A 26,387-nucleotide genomic window follows, 5' to 3' on the forward strand; every position below is an offset into this window, starting at 1 on the left:
CAGGGGGAGCCGTGCGGGAGCCCGAGTTCAAGGTCGTCGACCCGCGAAGACGGTTCCTGCTGTGGTTCGTCCCGCCGCTGGCGGTGTTCGTGTGCGGGCTGGTGGTGCTCCTGGTTTCCGGGCACATCACCGGCCCGTTCCGCTCTGTCACCGTGGTGCGGGCGCTGTTCGCCTCCAAGCGGGACTTCTTCCAGGACGAGCAGGTCAAGCGCATCCTGATGGCGCGTGGCTACCAGGTGCACGTGACGCCGGTCGGTTCGCGCGACCTGGCGGACAAACCCGACCTCGACTCGTACCACTTCGTCTTCCCGTCGGGTCACGTGGCGAACGAGCACGTGAAGACGCGCCGGGCGGGCAAGCACGTCGTGCCGTACCGGCCGTTCTTCACCCCGGTCGTGCTCGCCACGTTCCGCGAGTACGCCGAGGCGCTCGTGCGGGCGGGTGCCGCGACACCGGCCGGTCCAGGTCCGCAACCGCTCTACTACAACCTCAAGATGGCCGAGTTCACGACGCTCGCCGACAACAGGTGGAGCGAATACGGCCTGACCAACGGCAACCGGGTCATCGCGCAGTCGCCGGACCCGTGCAAGGCCTACTCCGGCGCGACGCTCGTCGGTTTCTTCGCCACCGCCTTCGGTGACGAGCCGCCGCAGACCGTCGAGGCCGCGGAGGAACTGGCGCGGAAGGTCAAACCGTTCGTCGACGCGCAGGGGCAGGCGGGCGAGGACATGGCACCGAAGTACTTCGTGCCGGAGGGCCGGACGCACGCCGTCATCGCGGTGATCTACGAACACCAGTACATCGCCTATCAGCTGCGGCAGAAGACCTTCGACACCGAACGCGTGCTGCTCTACCCGGAGAAGCAGCACCAGAGCACGCCCGAGCTGATCTCGTTCACGCCGGAGGGCGACCGGATCGGCGAGCTGATGATGAACGACCCGGAGCTGCGGCGGCGCGCGGTCGAGCTGGGGTTCCACTCGCTGAGCTGGAACGGGGAGTCCGCTGACGACTTCGGGACCTACATCGCGGGCCGTGGTCTGCCGGAACCACCGGCGGGTGACAAGGGCAGGGTGGAGCTGCCCAAGGCGGAGCTCTTCGAGCGCATGCTCGACGTCGTCGGCGACTGCAAATGAGGGTGCTGGCGGCGGTTCTGCTGCTCCTGCTGACCGCGTGCACGTCGAGCACGCCTGAGCCGGTTCGCCTGAAGATGCTGGCGAGCACGGAACTGGCCGACCTCGGCCCTGTGCTGGCGGAGCTGAAGAAGGCCACCGGCGTCGAGCTGGAGGTGGAGCACCGCGGCACGGTCGAGGCCAGCAAGTCGCTCGCCGGGTTCGACCTGGCGTGGTTGTCCACCACCAGGTTCCTGCGGCTGCGCGGTGCCGAACCCGAGCTGGCGTCGAGCGTCATGACGTCCCCGGTGGTGCTCGGGGTGAAACCCGGCAGCCGGGCCGTGCTGGGCGAACGGCCGACGTGGGCCGACGTCGCCGACCGGGCCGCGCTGGGCCAGTTCCGGTACGGCATGGCCGATCCGCGCGTGTCCGGTGGTGGGATGGCCGCGTTGATCGGGGTCGCGACGGCGGCCGCGGGCACCGGCGCGGCGCTGCGGCCAGAGGACGTGAGCTGCGATCGTTTGCAGGGATTCCTCGCGGGGCGGGCGTTCGACGCGCCTGACCCGGTCGCCGAGTTCGTGTGGCGGTCCGATGTGGACGGACTGGTCGCGCACGAGTCGGAGTTGTTGTCCCTGAACGCTTCCGGCCGCCTGCCTGAGCCGCTGGAGATCGTCTACCCGCGCGACGGCATCGTGCTCTCGGACTACCCGCTGATGCTGGTCGAGCCTGCGCACCGCGCCGCGTACGACCGGGTAGTGGAGTGGTTGAAGTCGCCGGACGCGCAGCGGATGATCGCCGAACGCACCTGGCGCCGGCCCGTCGAACCCTCCGTGGTGCGCAACGAGAAGCTGCGCGCCGACCTCGGCACCGCGCTGTACTTCCCGGACAGCCAGGAGGTGCTCGACCGGCTGCTGCTGTTCCACGACCGCGCGGGCGAAGGCCGTCAGGTGATCTTCGTGCTGGACTACTCGACGTCCATGCGGGGCCCGCGGCTCGCCGGGCTGCGGGAGGCGTTCGCGTCCCTCAACGGGTTCGACCGCTTCTACGTCGGCGAGACGGTCACGATCATCCGGTTCGCGGGCACCGTGCTGGAGGAACGTTCGATCACCGTGCGCGGGAAGCAGGACCTCGACGCGCTGCTGGCCGTCGTCGCGTCCGACGACCTGCAGGACAACACGGCGATCTGGGCCGCGCTGGACCACGCCCTGCGGCTGGCCCGCGGGGAGACGGCGGTGGTGCTGATGACCGACGGGGAGAACAACGCGGGGCCGTCGGTGAACGAGTTCCTTCGCGTTGGGCGGGGAGAGGTGCCGGTGTTCCCGATCCGGTTCGGCGAGGCCTCGACGGCGGAACTGGACCGGGTGGCGCAGGCGAGCGGTGGCCGTCTCGTGGAGGCCGGCGAGAAGTCGTTGCTGGAGGCGGTGAGAGAGATCCGTGGATGTCGATAGAGCTTTGTGGTGGTCGGTCTCGTGGGGCTGGATCCTGCTGTGGGTCGCGACGCTGATCGCGCTGGTCGTGGTCGTCGCTCTCGGGTGGCGGTGGCTGCGGCGCCGTGAACCGGAACCGGAGGTGCCGGGCCTGCTGTTCTACGTGCACGGCCGGCGGATGATCAACCTGTGCAAGGTCGGCCGGTACGACGACGCGGTCACCCGGCAGTTCGTCAAGCAGATCACCGTCACCAAGAACGGCAAGCTGCAGGTCGGCCCCAGCGAGTTCGGCATCGGCGTGGACGGTTCGGTGGTGGAGCAGAACACCGACACCTACGAGAAACCGGCCACGGAGATCGACGTCATCGGCGTCGTGCTGGCCGGCCTGCGCGCGGGCCACGGCGTGGTCGACGTCGACCTGACGACGCGGACGATCACGGCCGACGAGTCGTGGCGGCGGGGAAAGGCCAAGCGGCTCAACGACATTCGCGACTACGTGTCGCTGCACGGCCGGTTCGAGGTCGGGGACGGCGAGGACCCGGCGGTGCTGATCGCGCCCATGGGCGAGCACCGGGTGCGGGTGGAGTGCGACCGGGCGAGCCTGCGCGACACGCTGCCGCCGGGTCAGTTCAACGCGCGGTGCCTCGGCAAGGTCCAGTCGTGGAACGCGGCGACCGGCGAGATCGTGGTGCTGCCGGTCGTCGTATTCCAGTAGACGGATGAGGGACGATCAGCGCGTGATCGCGTTGGATGAAGTGCTCGTGGTCGACGTGGAGTCGACGTGCTGGGAGGGGACGCCGCCCGGCGGTGAGGTCTCGGAGATCATCGAGATCGGGATCTGCCCGGTCGCGGTGGCGACCGGGGTCCGCGGTGAGCGTCGATCGGTGCTGGTGCGGCCTTCGCGGTCGACCGTCAGTCCTTTTTGCACTCAACTCACGACGTTGACCGCCGAACAGGTCGCGGGCGGAGTCTCGTTCGCCGAGGCCTGTGCGTTGCTGCGCAAGGAGTTCCGGTCGGACCGCCGGGTGTGGGCGTCCTACGGCGACTACGACCGCAAGATGTTCGAACGGCAGTGCGCCGACTTCGGTGTCCGCTATCCGTTCGGGCCGCGGCACGTCAACGTCAAGACGTTGTTCGCGCTGGTGCACGCGTTGCCACGAGAAGTCGGCATGGCCGAGGCGGTGCGGCTCGCCGGGCAGAAGCTCGACGGCACGCACCACCGCGGCCACGACGACGCCCACAACATCGCGGGCCTGCTGGCCGGGCTGATCAGAAGGTGATCACGTCGGCGCTGTTCGGGTTCGCCTTGCCCGCGAGCACGGCCTGCCACACGTCGATCAGCTCGTCCGGGCCGCTGTGCCGGACGACCCCGACCCAGTCGCCCGCCTGAGCGGTGAAGCCGCGCCACGCCTCGCCGAAGCGCTGGGCCAGGCCGTCCGAGCCCCAGTCGGCCGTGCGCTTGCGCAGCCGGTCCGGGGCGAAGAAGAACTCGGAGCGCGGGTCCTGCGAGGCGGCCTGGTGGGTCAGGCCGATCGAGATGTCCTTGACCAGCGCGGAGCCCAGCCGGTCGTGCAGCGCCGAACGCACGTCGGCCGACCCGCTGAAGTCCAGGTACACGCTCGGTTCGACGTCCACCGAAGCGTCGTAGGGGAGCACGGTGTCGTAGAGGCCCAGGCTCCGCGTGAACTCGACGTTGCGCGGCGAAGTCAGGCCCACGACCCGCACGCCCTGGTCACGAAGGCGTTGCGCGGTGCCGAACGCCGTCTTGCTGGAGGCCGAGGAGATCACGACGGTGCGAGCGCCGTGGAAGTCGTTGTCCGCCAGCTGGTCGGCCAGCAGGAACGACGTGAGGAACAGCGGCCGGTACAACACCTGCAGGTCTTCGAGCTGCTCGTCGTAGGCGGGATCCTGGGTGGTGACGAGGTAGCTGTTGTAGACCGCGGGCAGGTCGGCGCGGTGGTCGGCGGTGTCGACGAAACCGGACGAGGTCAGCTTGGCACGTGCGACGAAATGGCTCGCCATCGGCAGGTAGCCGTAGACGCGGGTACCGGCGGGCAGAGCGTCCACAGTGGATTCGACGACGTCGGCGAAGCCCCAGACCGGGATCACGCCGCGACCCTCGGCGGAGGTGGGGAAGAAGCGCCAGTAGCCGATGAGGTCGCCGATCACGCCGTACGTGACGTTGTTGGCGGTGAGGCCGACGTGGCTGACCCGGAGCAGCACCTCGCAGTCGGACAGCTCGGACGGCTCCGGCAGTTCGTCGTGCAGCACCTCGGTTTTGGCGAGGTCGTCGCGATCGACGACCACCGTCCAGCGAGTGGTCATTGCCTGGATTCTCCTAGCTCGGAAGGTACGCTCCGGTCGTGACCGTGCCTGAAAGACTGATCGACGCCGCCACCCGCCTGTTCGCGGACAAGGGGTACGAGCGGGTCGCCGTGCAGGAGATCGTGGAACACGCCGGCGTCACCAAAGGCGCCATGTACCACTACTTCGGGTCGAAGGACGACCTGCTGCACGAGATCTACGGGCGGTTGCTGCGCTTGCAGACCGAACACCTGGAGAAGATCGCGTCGAGTACCGGCCCGATCACCGAGCGCCTCCGCGAGGCCGCGATCGACGTGATCGTCACGAGCATCGAGGACTTCGACGCCGCCAAGGTGTTCTTCCGCTCCATGAACCACCTGTCCGCCGAGAAGCAGAAGGAAGTGCGGGCGGAACGGCGGCGCTACCACGAGAAGTTCCGCGGCCTGATCGAGGAGGGGCAGCGGGACGGGACCTTCCGCGACGACGTGCCCGCCGACGTCGCCACGTACTACTTCTTCGGGTCGTTGCACCAGCTGGGCACGTGGTACCGCCCGGACGGGGACATCCCGGCCGGGCGGCTGGCGGAGCACTACGCGGATCTGCTGATCCACAGCCTCACGGCACAATCACGCTGACGATCTCGGCGACGCACGCGGGCTTGTCGCTGCCCTCGATCTCGATGACGACCTTGGTCACGAGCTGCTTGCCCAGCGCGATGTCCGTGACGTCCAGCAGTTCGACCCCGCCGCGCACCCTGGCGCCGACCAGCACCGGCTGCGGGAAACGGACCTTGTTGCTGCCGTAGTTCACGCCCATCTTGATGTTCTTGACGGTGTAGACGTCCCGCACCAGGTACGGCACCAGCGACAACGTCAGGTAGCCGTGCGCCACCGGGCCGCCGAACGGGCCCTTCTTGGCCTTCTCGACGTCGATGTGGATCCACTGGTGATCCAGCGTCGCGTCGGCGAACAGGTTGACCTGCTCCTGCGTGACCTCGTGCCACTCGCCGAACCCGAGGTGCTCGCCCTTCGCGGCGACCAGCTCGTCGATGTTCTCGAAAGCGCGCATGAGTCTCAGTCCTTCGGTCCGCCGGCGACGTAGATGACCTGGCCGGACACGAACCCGGCACCCTCGCTCACGAGGAACGACGCGGTGTGCGCGATGTCCTCCGGCTGGCCGACGCGCGCGACCGGGATCGCCTGCGCCGCGCCGGTGAGGAAGTCCTCGAACGGGATCTTCATGCGCTCGGCCGTCGCCTTGGTCATCTCGGTGGCGATGAAGCCCGGCGCGATCGCGTTGACCGTGACGCCGAACTTGCCGAGCTCGATCGCGAGGGTCTTGGTGAAGCCCTGCAGACCGGCCTTGGCGGCGGAGTAGTTGGCCTGGCCGCGGTTGCCGAGAGCGCTGGTGCTCGACAGGTTGACGATGCGGCCGAAGCCTTCCTTCGTCTGGAACGCCTGAACGGCCTTGCTCATCAGGAACGCGCCGCGCAGGTGCACGTTCATGACCGTGTCCCAGTCCGCGGAGGTCATCTTGAACAGCAGGTTGTCGCGCAGCACGCCGGCGTTGTTGATCAGCACGGTCGGCGCGCCGAGCTCCTCGGCGACCTTCGCGACGGCGGCGTTGACCTGCTCCTCGTCGGCGACGTCGACCTTGAGGCCGATGGCGCGGCCACCGCTCGCGACGATCTTGTCGGCGCCGTCCAGCACGCCCTGCTCGTCGAGGTCGAGCAACGCGACGGCCAGGCCGTCCGCGGCGAGACGCTGCGCGACCGCGGCGCCGATGCCACGAGCCGCGCCGGTGACGATCGCAACCCTGTCGGCCACGGGTCCTCCTTCGGTGAGGGGATGGTGAGCTAAGCAAGCGCTTAGTAACGTACCTATCAGTCCGCTTGACGTCCAGGCCTGTGCGGACGACCATACCGACTGGTCGGAATGTGGCAATTCGAGGAGGCAGGTGCCAGTGGAACTCACCGGCAAGGTCGCGCTCATCACCGGCGGATCCAACGGCATCGGCGCCGCGTCCGCCCGGCGTCTGGCGTCGCTCGGCGTGCACGTCGTCGTGGCTGACGTGGACGTCGACCAGGGCAAAGCCGTCGCCGATGAGATCGGCGGCGTGTTCGTGCGCTGCGACGTGACGGTGCCTTCGGACTCCGCCGAGGCTGTCGCTCTCGCGGTGCGCGAGTTCGGCGGACTCGACATCGCGTTCCTGAACGCCGGCATCGGCACCGGGTGCTCGCTGGGCGACGACTTCGACGTCGAGACGTACCGGCGCGCGATGGCCATCAACTTCGACGGCGTCGTTTACGGCGCGCACTACGCGTTGCCCGAGGTTCGCAAGCGTGGCGGCCAGATCATCGCGACGGCGTCGATGGCCGGTCTCATGGCGATGCCGGGTGACCCCGTTTATGGCGCCAACAAGGCTGCTGTTGTCGGTCTTGTGCGCTCGCTCGGTGGTGCCTATCCCGACGTGCGCGTGAACGCGCTGTGTCCTGGGTTCGCCGACACCAACATCATCGTTCCGCTGCGGTCGACGCTGGACGAGATCGGCATGCCGATCATCCCGGTGTCCGCTGTGGTGGACGGTTTCATGTCCATTGTGGAGGGTTCGGGGACCGGTGAGGCCTGGTTCGTGCAGGCCGGCCGTCCGTCGGAGCCGTTCGGGTTCCGCAACCCGCCTGGGCCTCGCGCCGCTGACGGTTCGCGCGTCGAGGCCGCTCGCAAGGACCCCGTTTCGATCGCGCTTGAGGAGAACTGACGTGCGTGCCATTCAGATCACCGAGTTCGGCGGGCCCGAGGTGCTCCAGCAGGTGGAGCTGCCCGACCCGGTCGCGGGCGAGGGTGAGGTGCTGATCTCCGTTTCGCGTGCAGGGCTGAACTACGCCGACACGCACCAGGCGGAGAACTCGTACCTGGCGAAGATGTCGCTGCCGTTGGTCCCTGGTGGTGAGGTTGTCGGGGTCACTGAGGACGGGCGTCGGGTTGTCGCTCTGACCAAGAACTCCGGTGGGTATGCGGAGAAGGCTGTCGCGCCTGCTTTGACCACCTTTGACGTTCCTGACGGTGTGGACGATCTGACGGCCTTGTCGTTGATCGTTCAGGGGGCCACGGCTTGGCTGTTGCTGCGCAAGTCGACTCACATGGAGGCTGGTGAGTCGGTTGTCGTGCACGCTGCTGGTGGTGGTGTGGGGACGATTGCGGTTCAGCTGGCCAAGTTGTGGGGGGCTGGGCGGGTCATCGCTACTGCTTCGTCCGATGACAAGCGGAAGCTGGCGTTGGATCTTGGGGCGGACGTCGCGATCGACTCTCGCTCCGAGGACATGACTGCTGCCCTGATCGAGGCCAACGGTGGGCGGCGGGTTGATGTTGTGCTGGACATGACTGGGGGAGCGGTCACTGATCAGTCGGTTGTGGCGTTGGGTCCTTTTGGGCGGCTTGCGTTTTATGGCATGGCCTCGCGGGAAAGGCCGAAGCCGGTTGACCTCGGGGCGTTGCTGGTGCACTCCACGACCGTTGCGGGTATGTGGTTGCCGCACGCGTTGAGGGTTCGGGATGCTGAGCATGGGACGTTGGCGCATCGGGCTATGGCTGAGCTGTTTGCGCTTGTTGTGGATGGGAAGGTCAAGGCCGTTCCTGGTGGGGAGTATGGGATGGGGGAGGTTCGGCAGGCTCACGAGGACCTTCGGTCTCGTCGGACTGCTGGGAAGCTTGTGCTTGATCCGTCTCGCTAGATTCGTGGCGTTCCCCGGCTTGCGGGCGGCCTGGTCGCCTTGCGTGCTTCCCCTGGGGGCTCTGCCCCCAGGCCCCCGGCAATCTGATCGGGGGGTCCGCGCCACACGCGGGTAGATGGCACGCCTGTTGCTTTGGGCGGCCGCCGGTTTCGTAGTTTGGGTGCGTTGGCGGTGGGGTCCCGTCACGAGCCGCACCAAGAGCGGGCCACATGCAAGAAGGGTTGTCAAACGGACGAAAAGCGTGTCCGTTTGACAACCCTTCTTGCATGCAGCAAGAGCTGTGGTGCGACTCGTGACGGGACCCCACCGCCCTTGCCGCGCGGTAAGGACGGCTCGCCTTCGGCTTCGCGGGCGGTCGTGCGTTGGCTTGAGCCAGTAATCCTGCGATTAACAGTCGTTGTCGTTGCATGCGAAAGGGCGGTCCGCTTGTGCGGGCCGCCCTTTCGCGTCTTGCTGGAACTAGTCGGAGAGCTCAGCCAGCTGGGCCTTCACCTTGGCCAGTTCGGCTTCCAGCTCCTCCATGCGGGTGCGGTGCTGGTCGCGGGCCGCCTCCAGCACCGACTCGATGCCTTCCGCGATGTCCTCGTGCAGTTCCTTGGCCGCCTTCGCGACGGCGATGGCCGGGATCACCAGGCCCGACACGACGCGCTGCGTGCCGTGGACCAGGTCTGCCTGCCATTCGCCCTCGGCGGTGCCCGTCACCGTGAGCGTGAGCTCTACGGTCCGGGTCTTCTTCGCCGTGCTCTTCGGGCGGCCTGCCTTCGGCTTCTCGGCCTTGGGGGCCTCTGCCTTGGGAGCCTCGGTCTTCGGAGCCTCCACGGGCTTCGGAGCCTCGGCCTTCTCGGCCGCGGGGGCCGCCGGCGCCGGAGTCTCCTCCACGACGGTCTCCTCGACTGCCTGCACCTCGGTGAGCGTGTCCGACACGATCAGGTTTCCTCTCTGCGCAACGACGTGACCCCGCGCACAGCATAGAACACTTGTTCGATCAGTCGTGTGTGGGGTCGGTGCAGAGCCTAGTCAGTACGGCGGGAGCTGTACGCGCCACTGTCGTTCTACGTCGATGACTCCCGGTACCGCCTGCAGTGCTGGGATGGCTCTGACCTCGGCGGTGCCGGTCACCACGCCCAGGGCTTCCAGGACCGTGTCGACCACCAGGCCCGCCTCCCGCAGGTCGTCCAGGACCTGCGGGAGGCTGCCGTCCTTCACGGAGACCATCACCTGGTCCACCGAAGCGGTCATGGCGCCTGGACGAGTCCGGTGCCGATGTCGGTGGACGGCAGGGGGAGGCGTAGTGCGGTGCCGGCCAGGCGGGCCCACAGTTCGAAGCCTCGGGCGCCGGTTCGCTCCGCGATCAGGACCGCCACGCCTGCCACGTGCGGGGTCGCCATTGAGGTGCCGCGCAGGCGGGAGTACTTCTGCGGGAGCTTGAACGACGAGTAGACGTCCACGCCGGGGGCGCACACGTCGATCTGGCCGATCCTGTCCGCCGAGCCCGACGAGAACGACGCGATCGCTCGGTTCACGTCGATCGCGGCCACGGCGATGATGCTGGGGCAGCGGGCGGGGTGGCCCACCGGCGCGATGCGGGCCGGGCGGGTCGAGGCGTTGCCCGCCGCGGCGATGATCAGCGTGCCCTTGGCCATCGCGCGCTGGGCGACGGTCTCGTAGATCTGCGAGTACGGGGTGCCCGCGGGGACGTCTGCGCCCAGGGACATCGAGATGATCGCGCAGCCGTTGGCGACGGCCCAGTCGATGCCCGCGAGGATGCCGCCGTCGGAGCCGGAGCCCGCGTTCGACAGGACCTTGCCCGCGAAGATCTCCGCCTCGTACGCGATGCCGTAGCCGGGCGGGGTGGCGGGCTTGCGCGGGCCAGAGGACGTGCCGATGCAGTGCGTGCCGTGGCCGTGGCCGTCCTGCACGTCCTCGCCGGTGATGAACGACTTCGTGGTGATGGTGCGGCCCGCGAAGTCCGGGTGGTTCTGCTCGAAGCCGGTGTCCAGGACGGCGATCTTGACGCCCTTGCCGGTGGCCGTGCTGACGTCCGCGCCGACCGCCTGCAGCCCCCAGGTCAGCACCGACTCGTCGGCCGCGGCCTCGGGTTCTTCCTCCGCTGGTGCGGCGAACACGTGCACGACGCGTTCCGGTTCGACGATCTGCACCGGGCCGGGGCGGTCGGCTGCCCCGTTCAGCTCGCCCAGCAGGTTCGGGTCACCGGACACCACGGCTACGCCGAGCTCCGGGAACACCTGCAGCGTGTCCGAGCCGATCTCACCGGTGTTCGGGTTGAACCCGGCGATCGCGCCGAGCTCGGCCAGGCCCTCTTCTACGGCGTCTTCCTGCAACAGCACCAGGAACCGGCCGGTGGTCTCCACTTCCGCGGGTTCGGTCATGACGATTCGCCCCTACTCTCCGTCTAGCCCTCACTAGAGAGTCGTCACATCGGGGCAGTTGTTTCAGGCCATTTGCCGTCTGCGCTGAAAGAATTCACCGATTGGCTCAACGTACTTCGCCGCGATGGGCCCGAGGACGGCCATCAGCAGCACGTACGCGGTGGCCAGAGCGGCCAGCTCGTCGGCCACCTGGCCCGAGGCCACGGCCAGCCCGGCGATGACGATGGAGAACTCGCCGCGCGCCACGAGTGCCACGCCCGCACGCATGCGGCCCATCTTGCCGATGCCCTGCCTGCGCGCCGCCCACCAGCCGGTGAACACCTTCGTCGCGGTCGTGACGGCGGCGAGAGCGATGGCGATGCCCAGAACGGGGGGAATCGAGCGCGGGTCGGTGTTCAGTCCGAACACGACGAAGAACATCGCGGCGAACAGGTCGCGCAGCGGCTCCAGCAGGCGCGTCGCGTTCTCGGCGGTCGACCCCGAGATCGCGATGCCGAGCAGGAACGCGCCGACCGCCGCGGAGACCTGCAGCTGCGAGGCGATGCCCGCGACGAGCAGGGCCGAGCCGAGCAGCTTGAGCAGGAACACCTCGTGGTCCGGACTGTCCACAATGGCCGAGATGAACCGGCCGTACTTCAACGCCACCACCAGGACCACGGTGATCGCGAACAGCGAGATGCCGACCGAGGTGAGTCCGCCGAGGAAGCTCACACCCGCCAGCACGGCGGTGAGCACCGGCAGGTACACGGCCATCGCGAGGTCCTCGAACACGAGCACGGACAGCACGACCGGCGTCTCGCGGTTACCCAACCGGCCGAGGTCGCCGAGCACCTTCGCGACGATGCCCGACGACGAGATGTACGTGACGCCCGCCATCGCCAGCGCCCCGACCGTGCCCCAGCCGAGCAGGATCGCCGCGATCGCGCCCGGCGCCGAGTTCAGCACCAGGTCGAGCACGCCGGCCATCCAGGACTTCTTCAGCCCGGTGGTGAGCTCGGACGCCGAGTACTCCAGGCCGAGCAGCAGGAGCAGCAGCACGACGCCGATCTCGCTGGCGATGTGCGTGAACTCCTGAATGCCGTGCAACGGGACTAATCCACCGTGCCCGAAAGCGAGCCCGCCGATCAGGTAGAGCGGGATCGGGGAGATTCCGGCACGTCGAGCGACACGACCCAGCAGACCGAGGCCGAAGAACACCGCGCCGAGCTGGATCATGGCCATTGTTGTCTCGTGCACTGTGCTTAACCGCCGTGGAGGATCTCAGCGGCGGCGTCGAGGCCCTCCGCGGTGCCGACGACGACCGCGAGGTCACCGTTTTCGAAGAGGAAGTCGGGGCCGGGCGACGGATGCGCGTTGCCCGAGCGCACGACGGCCACGATGGACGCACCGGTGCGCGTGCGCAGAGCGGTCTCGCCGAGCGAGTGGTTCGCGAAGGCGGTCACCGGCAGCTGACGGGTCGTGATGCCCACGATGTCGCGGGTCTCCTCGCGCAGGTGGGCGACGAGCTGCGGCGCGCCGAGCAGGCCCGCGAGCGTGTTCGCCTCTTCCGGCGAAAGGGGTATCGAGGCGGCGCAGGAGTCGGGATCCGACGCCTTGGACAGGATCAGCTCGAACCGGCCGTCCCGGTAGGTGATCACGCCGACCCGGCGTCCGGCGCGGATCATGAAGTCCTGGCGCGTCCCGATGCCCGGCAGGGGCGTGATCTCTACGTTCACACAGATCATGATACGTCGATGTCCCAGGAGGTGAGGATGACGCTGCGGGTACGACCGGTGCGTCGCGGCTGGGTGGTGCGTGAGCGCGTGCCCGGTCCCGACGTCGACGAGTTCGCTGAACCCGGCCAGGTGATCGGGGCGCTCGCGAGAGCCCCGCACGGCACGTTGCTGGCCGTCCAGCACCCCCACCGCACGCCTGCCGCCCTGGCCGCGGGCACCGGGCTGCTCGACGCGCTGCCGCACGCCCGCGCCGAGCTCGCGGCGCTGATCCGGCGGGCGTACACCGAGGTCACCGACGTCGTCGCGCCGTACCGGGTGGACGGACCGGACGGGACGGCGTGCGGTCTGCTGTGCCTGGTCGATCCGGACGGGATCGCGCACACCGAGGACGTCTATCCGAACGTGGTCGCCGAACGCGCTCAGGTCCTGGCCTCGCTGGGCATCGCGACCAGTGCGGCGATGCTGATCCCGATCACCCCGCACGACGGCCTGACGGACCTGGTGCTCGGCATGACCGGCGACCCGGCCGTGTCGCTCGTGGACTCGGGCGGGCGGCGGCACTGGGTGTGGCTGGTCGGGCCGGGGGAGCTGCAGGAGCGGTTCCTCGAGGCGGCGGGCGCGCATCCGTTGCTCGTCGCGGACGGCAACCACCGGGTCGCGGCGGCGCGGGAGGCGGGGCTGGCCGGGTTGCTGGCGCTCGTCACGTCCGGGCCGGGGCTGCGGGTCGGGCCGATCCACCGCGCGATCGTCGGCACCGGGTTCGGCACGGCCGATCTCGTGACGGCGTGGGAACGGGTCGGGCTGACGGTGACGTCGTTGCCGTACGTCGTCGATCCGGAACCGGGTGTCGTCGTGGTGCGGTGCGCGGACGAGGTGCTGCGGGTCGAACTGCCCGCGGGGCAGGGGATCGACCACGCCGTCGTCGAGTCGGTGCTGCTGGGCGAGGCGCTCGGGCTCGATCCGGAGAGTCCGTGCGTGCGGGCCGTCGTGGATCCGTCCGTGGAGGCCGAGGCGGTGCTGCTGATCGCGCCAGTGCCGTTGCGGGAGGTGCTGGCGGGCACCAAGATGCCGCGCAAGAGCACCTATTTCACCCCAAAGCCGCGGAGCGGACTTCTGCTGGCCGACCTGTCACCGTAGGGCCCTGCCCGGCGGGTTCGTTCGACCCTGGTCCCCGATCAAACACGCGTTGAAAATCGTCCAATGCATGACGACGCCGCACCCTCGTTGCCGCCGCCCCACGCCAAGATCGGGCACGTGCACGTCAGGCACCTGAGGGCGATGACGTCGGCGTTGCGCGCGGTCGACTACCGCTACGGGGGTGGGGCGTGCCGTACGCAGGTGCAGGCGATGTTGTCCTGGTGTGACAAGGCTTTCGCGCACTCGGCCAGTGCCGCCGTTCGCCGGGACTTCCGCAGCGCCATCGCGGAACTGCACGCGCTCGCCGGGTGGACCGCCTTCGACGCCGGACTGGGAGGGTCCGCGCACCGCCACTTCCTCCTCGCCCTCGACTTCGCCCAGGACGAGGACCTGGTGGCGAACATCCGCTATCGGATGGGGCGGGTCCACCTGCACCACGGTGGACCCGCCGAAGCGCTCGGCATGTTCCGGCTCGCGGGGATCGTCGCGAACAACCACCACACGAACGCGATCCTGGCCGCGAACCAGGCCTGGTGTCACGCCGAGATGGGGGATCGGGTGGCCGCGCTGGCGTTGCTGGGGCGTGCGCACGACGAGTTCGCACGGGCGGACGTGGACCGTGCCGCGCCGTGGGCCGCGTTCTTCGACGTGCACGACCTCGCGGGCATCACCGGTGCCGTCTACACGTCTCTCGCGAGCACCGTCGACCGCGGGTTCGCGCGGCCGGCCATCACGTCGTTGCGGCAGGCCGTGACGGGATATCGGGACGACATGGCGCGCAGCCGCACGTTCGCGCTGATCGCGTTGTCGCTCAACCACCTCCTGGAAGGGGACGCGGACGAGGCGGCGGTGACGGCGGCGCTGGCCGTGGTGCAGACCGGGGACATGATGTCCGCCCGCACGCGCAAGAAGCTCGATCCGTTGCACGCCGAAGCGGGCAGACGCCGTGCGACCACGTTGCGGGAGCTGATCACGCCGTTGCTGGCGGTCCCGTCGCACGCCGCGTGATGAGCGCGCGGACCCGCTGGTTTCCGGCGACACCAGGGTCGTTGCCGGAGATCCGGGCCTTCGTGCGGGGTCTCGCCGGTGAGTCCGGGCTGCACGGCGACGACGCGCGGGACGTGCTGCTCGCGGTGGCCGAGGCGGCGGACAACGCGGTGCGGCGCGCGGGGGCGTCCGTCGTCGGGGTGACGTGGGAGCCGCGCGATCACGCCGTGCTGCTGACCATCGAGGACGACGGCGTGTTCGACCTCGAGGCCGGCACCGCCGCCCGGCCGCTGGGTCTGCGCCTGCTGTTCGGCATCGCCGACGAGGTGCAGGTGCGGCCCGGCAAACCGACCTGGCCCGGCACGGTCGTGCGAGCGCTCGTGCGGGTCTGGTCGCGTGCGGGTGTCCCGGACCTGCCCGCGCCTCCGGGACACCCGCGCGTGCTGCTTCTCGACGGCGACCGGTTCTCCGGTCAGTCGCTCGCCGCGTTCCTGCACGCGGAGGGGTACGACGTCACGCTCGTGACGACAGTCCCTGCCGCGCAGGAGGCTCTTCAGAGTCCACCGGCACTGGCGATCGTGGACCTGCTGACGTCTCATGGGGAGGGGACCAGGTTCGCGGCGGCGGCACGAACGTCCGGTGTGCCGGTGGTGGCCGTTTCGGCGATCGAGCCGGCCGCTCACGTCGCCGATGCTTATTTGCCGAAACCAACGCACCCGCTGCGTGTGCTCGCGGCGGTGCGCGATCTGCTGTCTCCTGATCCGTGAGGCACCCACGATGGAACCCGACTCAGCCCTGTTGGAGGTACGTCGCCACGGCGCCGTGGTGACGCTCACCGGCGAGGTCGATCTGAGCACCAGCGACCTGCTGCGCTCCGAGCTGGCTCTCGCCTGCTCGTTCGGGGACGGCGCGGGAGACGTCGTGATCGACTTCAGCGGCCTGACGTTCATCGGGTCGAGCGGCCTGCACGTGCTGATCGAGACCGCGGGCCTGCTCGGTCAGCGGCGGCTGGTGCTGCTCGGCGGCGGATGGGGCGCCTACGTCGTGAACCTGCTCGGTCTGACCCTGCGGTTCCCCAACATCGTCCTGGACCACTGACGTCCACTGAGGACGCTGTAGGGTCGGTCGCATGGCGGTACGAGCGATCAGGGGAGCCACGCAGATCGACGCGGACTCGCGCGACCTGCTGCTGGAGGCGACGGCCGAGCTGGTGCGGGAGGTGTTGTCGTGCAACGCGTTGACGGCCGACGACCTGATCAGCGTGGTGCTGACCGCCACTCCGGATCTCGTGTCGGAGTTCCCCGCCTACGCCGCGCGCCTGGCGGGGCTCTCGGACGTACCACTGCTGTCCGCGACGGAGATCGCGGTGCCCGGTTCGATGCCGCGGGTGATCCGGTTGCTGGCGCACGTCGAGACCGATCTGCCGCGGTCGTCGGTCAAGCACGTCTACCTGCGCGGGGCGGCGGCGTTGCGGACCGACCTCAACCACTGAGCTTTCTGCTGATCGCGTCGATGTGCCGGTGGTCGGTGCCGCAGCAGCCGCCCAGCACGGTCAGCCCGGGGAAGAGCGCTCTGAGTTTCCGGTAGTCGTCCGCGAGTTCTTCCGGATCGCCCCGGTCGAGGACTTCGGCCTCGTCGAGTTCGGCGTGGCTTTGCTTCGACGCGTTGGCCCTGATGCCTCTCAGGCGTTTCGTCCACTCCGCGCCGGGGTCGAGCACGGGCGCGATGTGCGTGGGATGCGCGCAGTTGACCATGTAGTAGGCCGGGTAGCCGTTCGTGTCGCGGTCGACGGCCTCGATCGCGTCGCCCAGCGCGTCCCCGCTGGGCAGCCTGCCGTCCGTTTCGACGGTGAACGAGATGACCACGGGCACGTTCGCTTCCCGTGCGGCGTCGACGATGCCGGTGGCCTCGGGGACGTTCGTCAGCGTCATGGCGGTGACGAGGTCGGCTGGGGTGTCGGCGAACGTCCTGATCTGGGGCGAGTGGTAGTCGCGCGCCTCCTCCCTCGTCATGATCGACTCAGGCCGGTAGGCGTCGCCACGCGGCCCGACGCAGCCGCTGATCACGACCGGGATCGCGAACCGCTGCCGCACGTCGAGAAGCAGGTCTACGGCTTTGCGGTTGGCCGTCGCGAGCTGTTCGTCGTCGTAGCCGAGCCGTGCGGCCCAGTCGGGATTGGCTCGCCACGTGGCGGTCTCCAGGACGATGCCCGCGCCGTCGCGTTCGGCGATGCCGGCGTAGCGCTCGAAGTAGCGGGTGAGCGCCGCGTGGCCGTCCGCGTCGTCGAGCAACGGGAACGCGGCGAAGTCGGGCAGGTCGATGCCGTCGTCGAAGATCAGTGTGGTCTCGGCGCCGCCGTCGGTGAGGAACAGCGGGGCGTCGAGCTGGGGCAGCTGCGTCATGGGGCGCCTCCAGGCCGGAGGGCCCAGTGTGCGTTCCGAACACCGGTTCCGCCCGCTAAAGTCGAGCGATCACTGGGGGGTGATCGCGTGTTCCAGCCCTATCTGGCCGATTACCGCTATTACGCGTTGTTCGCGGACGGGCACGGCATGTCCGATGCCGGCAACGCCAAAGGGCTCTACCGCACCATCAGCGCCTACCACGAAGAGCGGTATGAGGGTCACGGCGTGTGGGAGCGGAGCAGCGATCTGTCCAGGGCGAAGGACCGCGACTCCTACGACGACTACCGCGAGGCGACCCGGGCCGAGGTGGAGCACCTCCTGCGCCGCACCGATGCCCAGCAGCCCGAGAAGCCGTCGCAGGCGCCCGGCGAAGAGGTCGTCGCCCTTCTGACGGCACGGCGGCAGGCCGAACCGGTGGACGGCCACTACTACTTCGCGGAGTTCGAGAGCCTGGGCGACGTCGTGGACGTCGGCCGCGCGCACGCCCTGATCCGGTGCCCCGCGAGCGGCGACGGCGAATGGGAGACGTACCTGGGTGAGGGCGAGTGGGTGCTGGGGAGGGAGCCGCGTGACCGCGTCGTGCTGCCGGTCGGCCGCGAGGACGTGGAACGGACCAGCCGGGGTCGGGAGACCGCCGAGGTCAGGTACTTCGACGTCTGGCACGGCCTCGAGAAGGAGGACGGGTACTACGTCTACGAGCTCGTTCGCCGCACCGGATCGGCCGACGAGACCCCCGACGACCTCGGCTGGCGGCACACCGACGTGCTCGGGCGGCTGGAGCCGGGCTGGTGGGTGGTGGAGTTCGGCGAGCGCCACTTCCGCATGAGCCGCTACGTCGCCGTGATGACGGCGAGATCGCGCAGGTTCCGCGGCCGGCCTCACGACTACCAGGCGGTCCTGCGCGAGAACGACGACGTCTACCACTTCGGCGACGTCCCCGTTCTGGTCAGGCGGCTGCCGAATCCGTACGAACTGGAGTACGAGCGGTGGACCCCGGACGGCTGGCAACCGGTCAACGGGTCGCCCTGGTCGCGCACGCTGCCGATCTCCGAGGAGGAGTTCCAGCGGCTCGCGGCGCCCCGCCCGGACGAGCGGGGCGCCGGCGACGTCACGCGCTGAAGTCCTTGCCGGGCAACCAGCCGTTGGGGATGTCCGTCACGCGCCACGACGGCACGGACACCTTGACCGTGCGGATCGGCGTGGCCAGGAACGGCGCCACCTCGGGCACCTTCGTCACGAGCCGCTGCCGCACGGCCTCGTCCTCGGCGCCGTCGACCACCACGGCGGTGCCGCGGGCCTGCAGGAACGGCTCCATCGGCGACCCGGTCGACACGACCAGCGCGACCTCGGGGTTCTCCTTGATCGCCTTGAGCGTGCGGCCGCGCTCCTCCAGCACGAGCACGAGCGTGTGCGGCCCGTCCTCGGCGAAGTAGACGCCGCTCACCCACGAGCCGTCGGAACCCGCCGTGGCGAGGAACATCGACTTGTGCGTGGCGAGCGTGCGGTGCAGCAACGCCTCGACGGCGCTGTGCTGTTCCAGGGTGGTCACTGAGCCCTCCATGTGATCGGTTGTGCGCACACGAGATCGGTCACGGGAGCTCAGGCCTGTTGCGGATTCCACCGATCGAGACCTTCAGAGCAGGCTCTCCCGAGCCACGAGTCCTATGTGGACTTCGCTGGGCGCTTCACCCCCGCCGACCGGGAAACGCGTCAGCTCGACCACGGCGGCGCGTCCGACCAGGACACCGCTCTCCCGGATGATCTCCTCGTAGTCGTCGGCGCGGCAGGTGAGCACCATCGGCCTGGTCATGCCCGCGATGGTCCGCACGGCGTCGACCTTCGACGTGACCCCGTCCAGCGAGTCCAGCACGGGCAGCACGAGCCCGCGGTCGACGAGTTCTCGTGCCACTCGCTTCCCACGCCCGCGGAACACCGGGTGGTCCGCCGAGATCCGGCGCGCCATCCACGTGTCCAGGTCGTGCTTCCGGGGATCCCACGAGGCCAGCGGGAACAGCACCGGCACCAGGTCGCCGGGTTCACGCTGGGCGAGCAGGCGGAGCGTGAGCTCGATCGCGGCGCTCGTCTTGCCGCAACCCGGCTCGCCCAGCACCACGAGCTGGTGTGCGGGCAGTGCGCGCAGTGCCTTCGCCAGGTCGGCCGCCCCGCCGTGCAGCTTCAGCCGGATCGGCCTGCCCGCGACCACACCGGTGCCGATGACCTCCGCGGCGCTCGGGGCGACCGGCCGTCCGGTCGACGCCCAGCGCGCGTCCCGCTGTGCGCCGGCCTCGGTCTGCCAGCGCTCGGCGACGAGCCGGGCGAGGTCCTCCAGAGCCTGGTCCGGGTCACGCACGGCCGTGGCGCGCAGGCTCAGCAAACCGGCCACCAGGCCCGCGACCGCGAGCACCACCCCTGTCCCGCCGGCGAGTTCGTCGCCCACGTCCCGAGTGGTCAGCCAGATCAGGACACCGATGACCGACACGGCGAACGCCACGACGGCGAGCCGCCACCTGCGCAAGTTCACCGGGGCATGATTCCGGATGATCGGCACCTGGACCGTCCCGGTGCCGGTGTGAGCGTCCGCACCAGGCACAATGTGGGCCGTGGGTGTCTCGGAGGGAGCTGCTGTGGGCCAGGGTCAGTTGCGCGGTGTGGTCGCTCTCGACGGACCGGCCGGCACCGGCAAGTCCACCGTGGCCAAGCGCGTCGCGATGGCGCTGGACGCGCGCTACCTCGACACCGGCTCGATGTACCGGGCGATCGCGCTGGCGGTGCTGCGCGCGGGCGTCGACCCGGCGGACGAGGTCAAGGTCGCCGCGGTCGTGGACGGCGCGGTGCTCGTCGTCGGCACGGACCCCCAGAAACCCGGCATCACGCTCGACGGCGACGACGTGTCGGCCGAGATCCGCGGGCCGGAGGTGTCGCTGGCGGTGTCACCCGTCTCCGCGACCAGGCACGTGCGGGAACTGCTCGTCGCCCAGCAGCGCGCGATCATCGCGGACGCCGTCGACCACGTCGGCGGGATCGTCGTCGAGGGGCGCGACATCGGCACGGTCGTGTCGCCCGACGCCCCGTTGAAGGTCTACCTGACGGCATCGGCCGACGCGCGGGCCGCGCGCAGGACCAAACAGGACACCGCCGCCGGACGTCAGTCCACTGTGGACGCCGCGCTCGCCGACGTGCAGCGGCGTGACAAGTACGACTCGTCGCGCGCCGTGTCGCCGTTGAAGGCGGCCGGCGACGCGGTGGAACTCGACAACACCGACCTCGACCTCGCGGGCACCATCCGGGCGTTGCTGGAGCTCGTGGAGCGCCGCGGGCTGCGGGTGACCGGGTGAGCGTTCCCGCGGGGACGGTGCCCTGGCTGTTCGACCTCGGACGCTGGATCGGGCGGGTTCCCTACGCCTGGCAGTTCCGGATTCGGGTGCACGGCCGCGACCGCGTACCCTTGAGCGGCGGCGTGGTCGTCGTCGCCAACCACAGCTCGATGTCTGACGGGCCGATCCTGTTCGGGGCGCTGCCCCGGCGCGTGACGTTCCTGATCAAGCAGGAGATGTTCAAGGGCGTCGTCGGCAACCTGTTGCGCAAGATCGGCCAGATCCCCGTCAAGCGGGGCGAAGCCGATCGCACGGCACTGGTCACCGCGCAGTCCGTGCTCAAGGCCGGCGGCGTGATCGGGATCTTCCCCGAGGGCACGCGCGGCGAGGGCGACGTGGCGAGTGCGCAGAACGGCGCCGCGTGGCTGGCCAAGACGTCCGGCGCGATGGTGCTGCCGATCGCCTGCCGCGGGACCTACCAGGCCAAGGGCTGGCGCCCCGAGGTCGACGTGCTGATCGGTGAGCCGTTCCACCTTCCCGAGGGGAAGGGACGGGCTGCATTGGGCGTTGCCACCGAGCAGGTGCGTGATCGCCTGGCGACACTGGTCGCCGAACTTGATGGACTTCGCACGAGTGAGGGAAGACGATGACGGACCTGGACGGCACCTGGGAGGACGAGGCCGACTGGTCAGCCTTCGGCGACCTCGACGGCTCTGACGGTGAGGAAGCCGCGCCGCCACAGCCGGTGCTCGCGGTGGTCGGACGGCCGAACGTCGGCAAGTCCACACTGGTCAACCGCATCATCGGCCGCCGAGAGGCCGTGGTGCAGGACGTGCCGGGCGTGACGCGTGACCGGGTGGCGTACGACGCGCTGTGGAACGGCCGCAAGTTCACCGTGGTCGACACGGGCGGCTGGGAGCCGGACGCGGTCGGGCTGCAGGCCTCCGTGGCCGCGCAGGCCGAGCTCGCGATGGCGACCGCGGACGTGATCCTGCTGGTCGTGGACGCGTCGGTGGGCGCGACGCAGACCGAGGAGGCCGTCGCGAAGGTCCTGCGCCGGTCCAAGAAGCCCGTGATCCTCTGCGCGTCCAAGGTGGACGACGACCGGCTGATGGCCGACGTCGCGTCGCTGTGGTCGCTGGGCCTGGGCGAGCCCATCGCGGTGTCCGGCCTGCACGGCCGCGGCTCCGGCGACATGCTCGACGTGATCCTCTCGAAGCTGCCGGAGACCCCGCGCGACGACTTCGGCGCCGGCAACGGCGGCCCCCGCCGCGTGGCGCTCGTCGGCAAGCCGAACGTCGGCAAGTCGTCCCTGCTCAACCGCCTGACGGGCGAGAACCGCTCGGTCGTCGACTCGGTCGCGGGCACCACCGTCGACCCGGTCGACTCGCTGGTCGAGCTCGACGGCGAGATCTGGCGTTTCGTCGACACCGCCGGCCTGCGCAAGCGGGTCAAGTTCTCCGGCGGTGCCGAGTACTACGCCTCGCTGCGCACCAAGTCCGCGATCGAGACCGCCGAGGTCGCGGTCGTGCTGCTGGACGCGCACGAGCCGTTGGCGGAGCAGGACCTGCGTGTCCTGACGATGGTCGTCGAGTCGGGCCGCGCGTGCGTGCTGGCGTTCAACAAGTGGGACCTCGTCGACGAGGACCGCCGCACCGAGATGGTCCGCGAACTCGAACGCGGTCTCGTGCGCGTGCCGTGGGCGGACAAGGTCAACATCTCGGCCCTGACCGGCCGCGCCGTGCACAAGCTCGCCCCCGCGCTGCGCACCGCTCTGAACTCGTGGGACACCCGCGTTCCGACCGGCCGCCTGAACCAGTGGCTGACCGAGCTGATCGCCGCCACCCCGCCGCCCGTGCGCAGCGGCAAGCAGCCCAAGGTGCTGTTCGCGACGCAGGCCTCGACCCGCCCGCCGACGTTCGTGCTGTTCACGACGGGCTTCCTGGAGGCGTCGTACCGCCGGTTCATCGAGCGCCGCCTCCGCGAGGAGTTCGGCTTCGAGGGCAGCCCGGTCCGCATCTCCGTGCGCGTGCGCGAGAAGAAGAAGGCCGGCGCCGCCAAGAAGTAGTTTCTCCGGGTGACGACCCGGCCGATCTGGTTGCCCTTTGTCATGGGGTGCGGTTGGTTGGGTCTGTGGCCGTACGCGTGGTGCTAGCCGACGACGAGGCCCTGCTGCGGCGGGGCCTGAAAGTCCTCCTCGAGGCCGACGGACGGGTCGAGGTGGTCGGCGAGGCAGCCGACGGCGCTTCCCTGGTGGAGGCCGTCCTGGCGCACCTGCCCGACGTCGTCCTGGTGGACGTCCAGATGCCGGGCGTGGACGGCCTGGAGGCGGTCCGCCGGCTGCGCACCTGGGCCACCCCGCCCGCGATCGCCGTGCTGACCACGTTCGACCTGGACGACTACGTGGCGACCGCCCTGGACCTCGGCGCCCAGGGCTTCCTGCTGAAGGACGCCGAACCGGAAGCCCTGGTCCGAGCCGTGGTCGACCTCGCGGCAGGCGGAGCGGTCCTGGACCCGCGCATCACCGCCCGCCTGCTACCGCGCCTGCGCGGCTTCCGAGCCAACCGGCAGCTCGACTCGCTCTCGGCCCGCGAACGCCAGGTCCTCGAACTGGTCGCGGCAGGCCGTTCGAACCACTCGATCGCCGAGGAACTCTGCCTGTCCGAAGCGACGGTGAAGAGCTACGTCTCCACCGTCCTGACCAAACTGGGCGTGGAGAACCGGGTGCAGGCGGCTCTCGTCGCGCACCAGGTCGGTGTGTGGTGAGGCCAGTACTGCGCGAAGTCCTCACCGTGGCCATCACCGCGGGAGTGGTCCTGATGACCCAGGACCGCCCGTTCGAATGGTCCCTGTGGACCGCTGTGGCCGCCTCTCTGCTGCTGCCTCTGCGCCTGCGCTGGCCGTGGCTCGCTTCTCTCCTGTGCGTCCCAGCAGTAGCCGGCGGCCTGGGCTGGGCCCCGGCACTGGTGGCCCAATACCGCCTGGGCCGCAAGGAGAAGTCGATCCCGGTCCAGGTCTTCTGGGTCCTGCTCATGACCGTGGCCTCCATCGCCCCGGTCCTGATGACCCAGACAATCCCAATAGGCCCCCTGCTGCTGGCCACCGCGTTCGCCTTCGGCCTGGCAGCAGCCCCCACAGCCCTGGGCGCCCTCAACACCACCCGCAAGGAACTGACCCAGTCGCTCTACGAAACCCGCCGAGCGCGCGCCGCCGAACTGGAGGCCCAAGAGACCTCGGCCCGTGCCGCGGAACGAGCCCGAATAGCCCGCGAGATCCACGACGCGGTAGGCCACCACGCCACCCTGATAGCAGTCGAGTCAGCCGCCCTGGCCGCCACCGCCCCAGACCCGGTCGTACGCGAAACCGCCCTCCGCTTACGCGCCCTGGCAAAGGAATCCCTGTCCGAAATGCGAGCGGCCCTGGGCCTCCTGAACTCGGACACCACCTACCCGTCCTTGCAGGAACTGATAGAGCGAGCCCGAGTAGCCGGCGTCTCCGTAACGCTGTCCGAAACAGGCGACACCCCACTGTCCCCAGCCGTCTCCAGGGCCCTGTTCCGAGTAGTCCAGGAATCCCTGACCAACGTGACAAAACACGCCCCCGGCGCCACAGTCACGGTCACCGTGGACCGAGCCACACCAGTCCGCGTCTCAGTGGTGAACGGCCCAGGCGACCTACCACCCCCGGGCGACGGCGGAGGCGCGGGCCTGCACGGCCTGTCCGAACGAGTACGCCTGGCAGGCGGCACCCTCACCACCTCGTACCGAGCAGACGGCGGCTTCAGCGTGAGCGCGGTCCTACCGCCCGGTAAGCCGAAGGTTGACGGACAAGACTCGACTTTAGGAGGTGGCGCCCGAGACGCCGCCACCGCATGATCGGGGTGTCGGTCGAGGATCGGGGGATCGGTCGGACCGAGGGACGCGGGGACCCGAACTTCGGGTCCCCGCCGTATTTCCGCAGCTCGCGGCCTGTTGCGGGGGTCGTTTTTGATCTCTGTCCGCGGTGTTGTAGGATTTCTCATGCACGCCGGGAAACCGGGAGTGTGGCCGGGACGTGGCGCAGTTTGGTAGCGCACTTGACTGGGGGTCAAGGGGTCGCAGGTTCAAATCCTGTCGTCCCGACGGTCGATTATCGCAGTTCAGGGCCGGTTTTCTCGGGAGAGAGAACCGGCCCTGATTTGTCTCACGGGGCGTCTCGGGAGAATCTCGGGAGACGATCTTGATTCTGCGGTTCTGTCACGCCAGCCCTAGCGTCCGCCGAACCCGTCCCCGTGACTGCTCGCGCGACTGCTCGCTGACCCGGCGGGCGCGCGCCTGCAGCAGCTCGTCCAGTACGGCAACCGGCGACCGCGGGTTCATCGCGATCCGCTCGTCGAGCGCCGTTTCCCAGTCCGCTGTCAGCTCGGCGAGCAGCCGGGCCCGCATGTCCTCGGTGACGTGGGAGTAGCGACCCTGCACCGTCCCGTCCATGTGGCCGAAGCGTTCGTCCTGAAGCGGCTTCGGGATCCCCTTCTCCACCAGAGACGTCTTGTGCGAGTGCCGGAGGCCGTGTGGAGTGAGGCCCTTGGCTATCGGCGTCCAGCACGCGTCCGCACGTCCAGGAGCGTTGCGCCCGCGCACTGGTACTCCGGGCCACGGCTCGGCGAGCACCGGCACTGGCCGTGCGTCGTACGGCGCCTTCTTCGGGTAGAAGCCCGTCGCTGCCGGCTGGAAGAGCCACGCCGCGTAGCCGTTGCGACGCCAGTGTGGCGCGGTCTCCCGCTCGCGGCCGCCGCGTACGAACCCAAGTTCGGCGATTGCCTGCTCGACCCGCACGCGGGTCTCCTCGGCCAGCCGCTCGGGATGGTTGAGCACGTTCGACACTGTGCCCGTCGAGACCCCGGCGCGCCGGGCGACGTCGGCGAGCTTCGCGCCAGGCCGCTTAGCCACGCGGTTCTCCTGGTGCGCGCCGCTGAACACGTAGGTCCGGCCATGGCACGCGCACGGCGTCGGCCCGGTCCGAGCAATGTGGTCGGAGAGTAGGCGCGAGAGGAACGCCGGCACGTCGATGTCGCGGTAGGAGTCGTCCTTCGGCGGGCAGCGGTGCAGCACCCCCGTGCTGAGTTCGTACAGCTGCCACTCGATGCGAATCGATCGCAGACGCGTGTGCTCGGTCTCCAAGCCGACAAGCTCGCCCCAACGCACGCCGGTGTAGAACTTCGTCACGACCGCCACGAACTCGTCGTCACGGCCGGACAGCAGCGCGGCCCGCTCGGCGATCAGCAACGCGCCCAATGCGTTCGTGAAGACCTTCTCTGGGCCTCGGTCGCTTGATCGGCCAGCGCGCTTGCCGCGCCCGCGGCGCCGCGACGCCGGGTTCGACGGGATCACTTCGTCCTCGACCGCGTCCGCGAGAACGAGGTGCAGAGTGCCTCGCCAGCTGTTGACAGTGCTGGGCGCGTACCCGGCCGCCCGCTGCTCTTTCTCCCACTCGGCGATGTCGAACGCACTGATAGCGCCGATCGCCGTGTCCCCGAACTGCGGCAGGATGTGCACCTCGAGGTTGGTCTTGTAGGACTCCATCGTGGACAGTGCGAGGTCCTGCGCGGCGTACCAGCGTGAGGCGTAGTCGATGAGTGGGGTCTGGCCGGTTGCGGGGTCGCGCCACGAGCCGGCGCGGACCTTTGCCTCTTCGTCGTTCGCGGACTCTTCGGCTTTGCGCTTGGTGCTGAACCTGATCGTGCGTCCGTTCGCGTCTGCGACGGTGCCGTAGCGTCCAGGGCTGATCTTGTAGCGGCCGCGGTAGTACACGCCGTCCTTGCCCGTGCGTTTCTCCGCGTAGCCCATCAGGCGGCTCCTGTCGCGTCCTCCGCGCGCGCAAGGCCAAGGGCAAG

General features: G+C 69.3%; 30 protein-coding genes and 1 tRNA gene. 19 read left to right on the top strand and 12 right to left on the bottom strand.

The features are described from left to right. Positions 1 to 11: 11 nt before the first annotated feature. The 4 genes from ACIQF0_RS00550 to ACIQF0_RS00565 are packed head-to-tail and all read left to right on the top strand — an operon-like array spanning position 12 to position 3,816. Complete coding sequence (locus tag ACIQF0_RS00550) at positions 12 to 1,133, top strand: hypothetical protein (protein WP_401023185.1); 1,122 nt, start codon at positions 12 to 14, stop codon at positions 1,131 to 1,133. Beyond that, positions 1,130 to 2,557, top strand: coding sequence for a substrate-binding domain-containing protein (locus ACIQF0_RS00555; protein ID WP_401023186.1), 1,428 nt, complete (start codon positions 1,130 to 1,132; stop codon positions 2,555 to 2,557). Before ACIQF0_RS00550 ends, ACIQF0_RS00555 begins: the two co-directional genes overlap by 4 nt. Next, the gene (locus ACIQF0_RS00560) at positions 2,544 to 3,251 is read left to right on the top strand and encodes a hypothetical protein (RefSeq protein ID WP_401023187.1); all 708 of its coding nucleotides are present in this window, start codon (positions 2,544 to 2,546) and stop codon (positions 3,249 to 3,251) included. Before ACIQF0_RS00555 ends, ACIQF0_RS00560 begins: the two co-directional genes overlap by 14 nt. A 4-nt stretch (positions 3,252 to 3,255) precedes the next feature. Next, positions 3,256 to 3,816: an exonuclease domain-containing protein gene (locus ACIQF0_RS00565; RefSeq protein WP_401023188.1), complete on the top strand. Its 561-nt coding sequence runs from the start codon at positions 3,256 to 3,258 to the stop codon at positions 3,814 to 3,816. On the opposite strand, the gene ACIQF0_RS00570 is transcribed toward ACIQF0_RS00565, so the two are convergent. After that, the gene (locus tag ACIQF0_RS00570; RefSeq protein ID WP_401023189.1) at positions 3,806 to 4,861 is read right to left on the bottom strand and encodes a DUF2855 family protein; all 1,056 of its coding nucleotides are present in this window, start codon (positions 4,859 to 4,861) and stop codon (positions 3,806 to 3,808) included. The two genes, ACIQF0_RS00565 and ACIQF0_RS00570, sit on opposite strands and share 11 nt — an antisense overlap. A 38-nt stretch (positions 4,862 to 4,899) precedes the next feature. Between ACIQF0_RS00570 and ACIQF0_RS00575 the strand changes: the two genes are divergently transcribed. After that, a complete protein-coding gene (locus ACIQF0_RS00575; RefSeq protein WP_360046759.1) occupies positions 4,900 to 5,475 on the top strand; it encodes a TetR/AcrR family transcriptional regulator in 576 nt (191 codons plus the stop codon). On the opposite strand, the gene ACIQF0_RS00580 is transcribed toward ACIQF0_RS00575, so the two are convergent. After that, positions 5,456 to 5,908 carry a MaoC family dehydratase gene (locus ACIQF0_RS00580; RefSeq protein ID WP_093605121.1) on the bottom strand — a complete coding sequence of 151 codons (453 nt, stop codon included), beginning with the start codon at positions 5,906 to 5,908 and terminating at the stop codon, positions 5,456 to 5,458. The genes ACIQF0_RS00575 and ACIQF0_RS00580 overlap by 20 nt on opposite strands. Positions 5,909 to 5,913: 5 nt before the next feature. Continuing rightward, positions 5,914 to 6,666: an SDR family oxidoreductase gene (locus ACIQF0_RS00585; protein ID WP_360046760.1), complete on the bottom strand. Its 753-nt coding sequence runs from the start codon at positions 6,664 to 6,666 to the stop codon at positions 5,914 to 5,916. 130 nt (positions 6,667 to 6,796) lie between these two features. On the opposite strand from ACIQF0_RS00585, the gene ACIQF0_RS00590 reads away from it, so the two are divergent. Both ACIQF0_RS00590 and ACIQF0_RS00595 read left to right on the top strand, forming a co-directional pair. Then, positions 6,797 to 7,597 carry an SDR family NAD(P)-dependent oxidoreductase gene (locus ACIQF0_RS00590; protein WP_401023190.1) on the top strand — a complete coding sequence of 267 codons (801 nt, stop codon included), beginning with the start codon at positions 6,797 to 6,799 and terminating at the stop codon, positions 7,595 to 7,597. A 1-nt stretch (position 7,598) separates the two neighbouring features. Continuing rightward, positions 7,599 to 8,570 carry a zinc-binding alcohol dehydrogenase family protein gene (locus ACIQF0_RS00595; protein WP_401023191.1) on the top strand — a complete coding sequence of 324 codons (972 nt, stop codon included), beginning with the start codon at positions 7,599 to 7,601 and terminating at the stop codon, positions 8,568 to 8,570. Positions 8,571 to 9,029: 459 nt separating this feature from the next. Here ACIQF0_RS00595 and ACIQF0_RS00600 read toward each other — a convergent pair whose 3' ends face one another. The 5 genes from ACIQF0_RS00600 to ACIQF0_RS00620 form a co-directional block, all read right to left on the bottom strand. Next, a complete protein-coding gene (locus ACIQF0_RS00600) occupies positions 9,030 to 9,494 on the bottom strand; it encodes a DUF6319 family protein (protein ID WP_401023192.1) in 465 nt (154 codons plus the stop codon). Between the two features lie 93 nt (positions 9,495 to 9,587). After that, positions 9,588 to 9,809 carry a hypothetical protein gene (locus ACIQF0_RS00605; protein ID WP_360047464.1) on the bottom strand — a complete coding sequence of 74 codons (222 nt, stop codon included), beginning with the start codon at positions 9,807 to 9,809 and terminating at the stop codon, positions 9,588 to 9,590. Then, the gene (locus ACIQF0_RS00610; protein WP_401023193.1) at positions 9,806 to 10,960 is read right to left on the bottom strand and encodes a S8 family peptidase; all 1,155 of its coding nucleotides are present in this window, start codon (positions 10,958 to 10,960) and stop codon (positions 9,806 to 9,808) included. The genes ACIQF0_RS00605 and ACIQF0_RS00610 overlap by 4 nt, the downstream gene beginning before the upstream one ends. Before the next feature lie 63 nt (positions 10,961 to 11,023). Next, positions 11,024 to 12,181, bottom strand: a complete 1,158-nt coding sequence (locus ACIQF0_RS00615; RefSeq protein ID WP_401023194.1) for a cation:proton antiporter — start codon at positions 12,179 to 12,181, stop codon at positions 11,024 to 11,026. A gap of 20 nt (positions 12,182 to 12,201) precedes the next feature. Continuing rightward, complete coding sequence (locus ACIQF0_RS00620) at positions 12,202 to 12,675, bottom strand: cation:proton antiporter regulatory subunit (protein WP_401023195.1); 474 nt, start codon at positions 12,673 to 12,675, stop codon at positions 12,202 to 12,204. Between the two features lie 36 nt (positions 12,676 to 12,711). Between ACIQF0_RS00620 and ACIQF0_RS00625 the strand changes: the two genes are divergently transcribed. The 5 genes from ACIQF0_RS00625 (at position 12,712) to aroH (ending at position 16,291) form a co-directional block, all read left to right on the top strand. Then, entirely contained in the window at positions 12,712 to 13,812 is a 1,101-nt protein-coding gene (locus tag ACIQF0_RS00625) for a DUF1015 family protein (protein ID WP_401027637.1), read from the top strand. Between the two features lie 63 nt (positions 13,813 to 13,875). After that, on the top strand, positions 13,876 to 14,820 hold the full coding sequence (locus ACIQF0_RS00630) for a hypothetical protein (protein WP_401023196.1): 945 nt from the start codon (positions 13,876 to 13,878) through the stop codon (positions 14,818 to 14,820). Further along, positions 14,820 to 15,566 (top strand): ATP-binding protein, encoded by a 747-nt coding sequence (locus tag ACIQF0_RS00635; RefSeq protein WP_401023197.1) that lies wholly within the window; start codon positions 14,820 to 14,822, stop codon positions 15,564 to 15,566. The genes ACIQF0_RS00630 and ACIQF0_RS00635 overlap by 1 nt, the downstream gene beginning before the upstream one ends. A 10-nt stretch (positions 15,567 to 15,576) precedes the next feature. Then, positions 15,577 to 15,897 carry an STAS domain-containing protein gene (locus ACIQF0_RS00640; protein WP_401023198.1) on the top strand — a complete coding sequence of 107 codons (321 nt, stop codon included), beginning with the start codon at positions 15,577 to 15,579 and terminating at the stop codon, positions 15,895 to 15,897. 31 nt (positions 15,898 to 15,928) lie between these two features. Next, positions 15,929 to 16,291 (top strand): chorismate mutase, encoded by a 363-nt coding sequence (gene aroH / locus ACIQF0_RS00645; protein WP_360047456.1) that lies wholly within the window; start codon positions 15,929 to 15,931, stop codon positions 16,289 to 16,291. Here aroH and ACIQF0_RS00650 read toward each other — a convergent pair. Beyond that, positions 16,281 to 17,201 (bottom strand): homocysteine S-methyltransferase family protein, encoded by a 921-nt coding sequence (locus ACIQF0_RS00650; RefSeq protein ID WP_401023199.1) that lies wholly within the window; start codon positions 17,199 to 17,201, stop codon positions 16,281 to 16,283. The genes aroH and ACIQF0_RS00650 overlap by 11 nt on opposite strands. A gap of 87 nt (positions 17,202 to 17,288) precedes the next feature. On the opposite strand from ACIQF0_RS00650, the gene ACIQF0_RS00655 reads away from it, so the two are divergent. After that, on the top strand, positions 17,289 to 18,320 hold the full coding sequence (locus ACIQF0_RS00655) for a hypothetical protein (protein WP_401023200.1): 1,032 nt from the start codon (positions 17,289 to 17,291) through the stop codon (positions 18,318 to 18,320). Here the strand turns inward: ACIQF0_RS00655 and ACIQF0_RS00660 are convergent. Next, positions 18,310 to 18,750, bottom strand: a complete 441-nt coding sequence (locus tag ACIQF0_RS00660) for a pyridoxamine 5'-phosphate oxidase family protein (protein WP_360047453.1) — start codon at positions 18,748 to 18,750, stop codon at positions 18,310 to 18,312. The genes ACIQF0_RS00655 and ACIQF0_RS00660 overlap by 11 nt on opposite strands. 84 nt (positions 18,751 to 18,834) lie before the next feature. Further along, positions 18,835 to 19,722 (bottom strand): hypothetical protein, encoded by an 888-nt coding sequence (locus ACIQF0_RS00665; protein WP_401023201.1) that lies wholly within the window; start codon positions 19,720 to 19,722, stop codon positions 18,835 to 18,837. Between the two features lie 127 nt (positions 19,723 to 19,849). On the opposite strand from ACIQF0_RS00665, the gene cmk reads away from it, so the two are divergent. The 6 genes from cmk to ACIQF0_RS00695 all read left to right on the top strand — a co-directional run bounded on the left by cmk (position 19,850) and on the right by ACIQF0_RS00695 (position 24,636). Beyond that, entirely contained in the window at positions 19,850 to 20,536 is a 687-nt protein-coding gene (cmk, locus tag ACIQF0_RS00670) for a (d)CMP kinase (protein WP_360047467.1), read from the top strand. Next, positions 20,533 to 21,165 (top strand): lysophospholipid acyltransferase family protein, encoded by a 633-nt coding sequence (locus ACIQF0_RS00675; RefSeq protein WP_360047450.1) that lies wholly within the window; start codon positions 20,533 to 20,535, stop codon positions 21,163 to 21,165. Before cmk ends, ACIQF0_RS00675 begins: the two co-directional genes overlap by 4 nt. Then, positions 21,162 to 22,583, top strand: a complete 1,422-nt coding sequence (der, locus tag ACIQF0_RS00680; protein ID WP_360047449.1) for a ribosome biogenesis GTPase Der — start codon at positions 21,162 to 21,164, stop codon at positions 22,581 to 22,583. Before ACIQF0_RS00675 ends, der begins: the two co-directional genes overlap by 4 nt. Before the next feature lie 65 nt (positions 22,584 to 22,648). Continuing rightward, positions 22,649 to 23,281, top strand: coding sequence for a response regulator transcription factor (locus ACIQF0_RS00685; protein WP_360047448.1), 633 nt, complete (start codon positions 22,649 to 22,651; stop codon positions 23,279 to 23,281). A 26-nt stretch (positions 23,282 to 23,307) separates the two neighbouring features. Next, entirely contained in the window at positions 23,308 to 24,390 is a 1,083-nt protein-coding gene (locus tag ACIQF0_RS00690; protein WP_401023202.1) for a sensor histidine kinase, read from the top strand. 172 nt (positions 24,391 to 24,562) lie between these two features. Continuing rightward, a tRNA-Pro gene (locus ACIQF0_RS00695) sits at positions 24,563 to 24,636 on the top strand. A gap of 114 nt (positions 24,637 to 24,750) precedes the next feature. Here ACIQF0_RS00695 and ACIQF0_RS00700 read toward each other — a convergent pair. Continuing rightward, complete coding sequence (locus tag ACIQF0_RS00700; protein WP_401023203.1) at positions 24,751 to 26,340, bottom strand: LacI family DNA-binding transcriptional regulator; 1,590 nt, start codon at positions 26,338 to 26,340, stop codon at positions 24,751 to 24,753. Positions 26,341 to 26,387: the final 47 nt, after the last annotated feature.

The sequence above is a fragment of the Lentzea sp. NPDC092896 genome (assembly GCF_044754905.1).
GTDB lineage: Bacteria > Actinomycetota > Actinomycetes > Mycobacteriales > Pseudonocardiaceae > Lentzea.

Bases quoted from the DNA above. Each gene is read 5' to 3' on its own strand.
- ACIQF0_RS00555 (WP_401023186.1), top strand. From the start codon at position 1,130: ATGAGGGTGCTGGCGGCGGTTCTGCTGCTCCTGCTGACCGCGTGCACG.
- ACIQF0_RS00565 (WP_401023188.1), top strand. From the start codon at position 3,256: ATGAGGGACGATCAGCGCGTGATCGCGTTGGATGAAGTGCTCGTGGTC.
- ACIQF0_RS00570 (WP_401023189.1), bottom strand. From the start codon at position 4,861: ATGACCACTCGCTGGACGGTGGTCGTCGATCGCGACGACCTCGCCAAA.
- ACIQF0_RS00580 (WP_093605121.1), bottom strand. From the start codon at position 5,908: ATGCGCGCTTTCGAGAACATCGACGAGCTGGTCGCCGCGAAGGGCGAG.
- ACIQF0_RS00605 (WP_360047464.1), bottom strand. From the start codon at position 9,809: ATGACCGCTTCGGTGGACCAGGTGATGGTCTCCGTGAAGGACGGCAGC.
- ACIQF0_RS00610 (WP_401023193.1), bottom strand. From the start codon at position 10,960: ATGACCGAACCCGCGGAAGTGGAGACCACCGGCCGGTTCCTGGTGCTG.
- ACIQF0_RS00615 (WP_401023194.1), bottom strand. From the start codon at position 12,181: ATGGCCATGATCCAGCTCGGCGCGGTGTTCTTCGGCCTCGGTCTGCTG.
- ACIQF0_RS00625 (WP_401027637.1), top strand. From the start codon at position 12,712: ATGACGCTGCGGGTACGACCGGTGCGTCGCGGCTGGGTGGTGCGTGAG.
- ACIQF0_RS00630 (WP_401023196.1), top strand. From the start codon at position 13,876: ATGCATGACGACGCCGCACCCTCGTTGCCGCCGCCCCACGCCAAGATC.
- ACIQF0_RS00635 (WP_401023197.1), top strand. From the start codon at position 14,820: ATGAGCGCGCGGACCCGCTGGTTTCCGGCGACACCAGGGTCGTTGCCG.
- ACIQF0_RS00640 (WP_401023198.1), top strand. From the start codon at position 15,577: ATGGAACCCGACTCAGCCCTGTTGGAGGTACGTCGCCACGGCGCCGTG.
- aroH (WP_360047456.1), top strand. From the start codon at position 15,929: ATGGCGGTACGAGCGATCAGGGGAGCCACGCAGATCGACGCGGACTCG.
- ACIQF0_RS00650 (WP_401023199.1), bottom strand. From the start codon at position 17,201: ATGACGCAGCTGCCCCAGCTCGACGCCCCGCTGTTCCTCACCGACGGC.
- der (WP_360047449.1), top strand. From the start codon at position 21,162: ATGACGGACCTGGACGGCACCTGGGAGGACGAGGCCGACTGGTCAGCC.
- ACIQF0_RS00700 (WP_401023203.1), bottom strand. From the start codon at position 26,340: ATGGGCTACGCGGAGAAACGCACGGGCAAGGACGGCGTGTACTACCGC.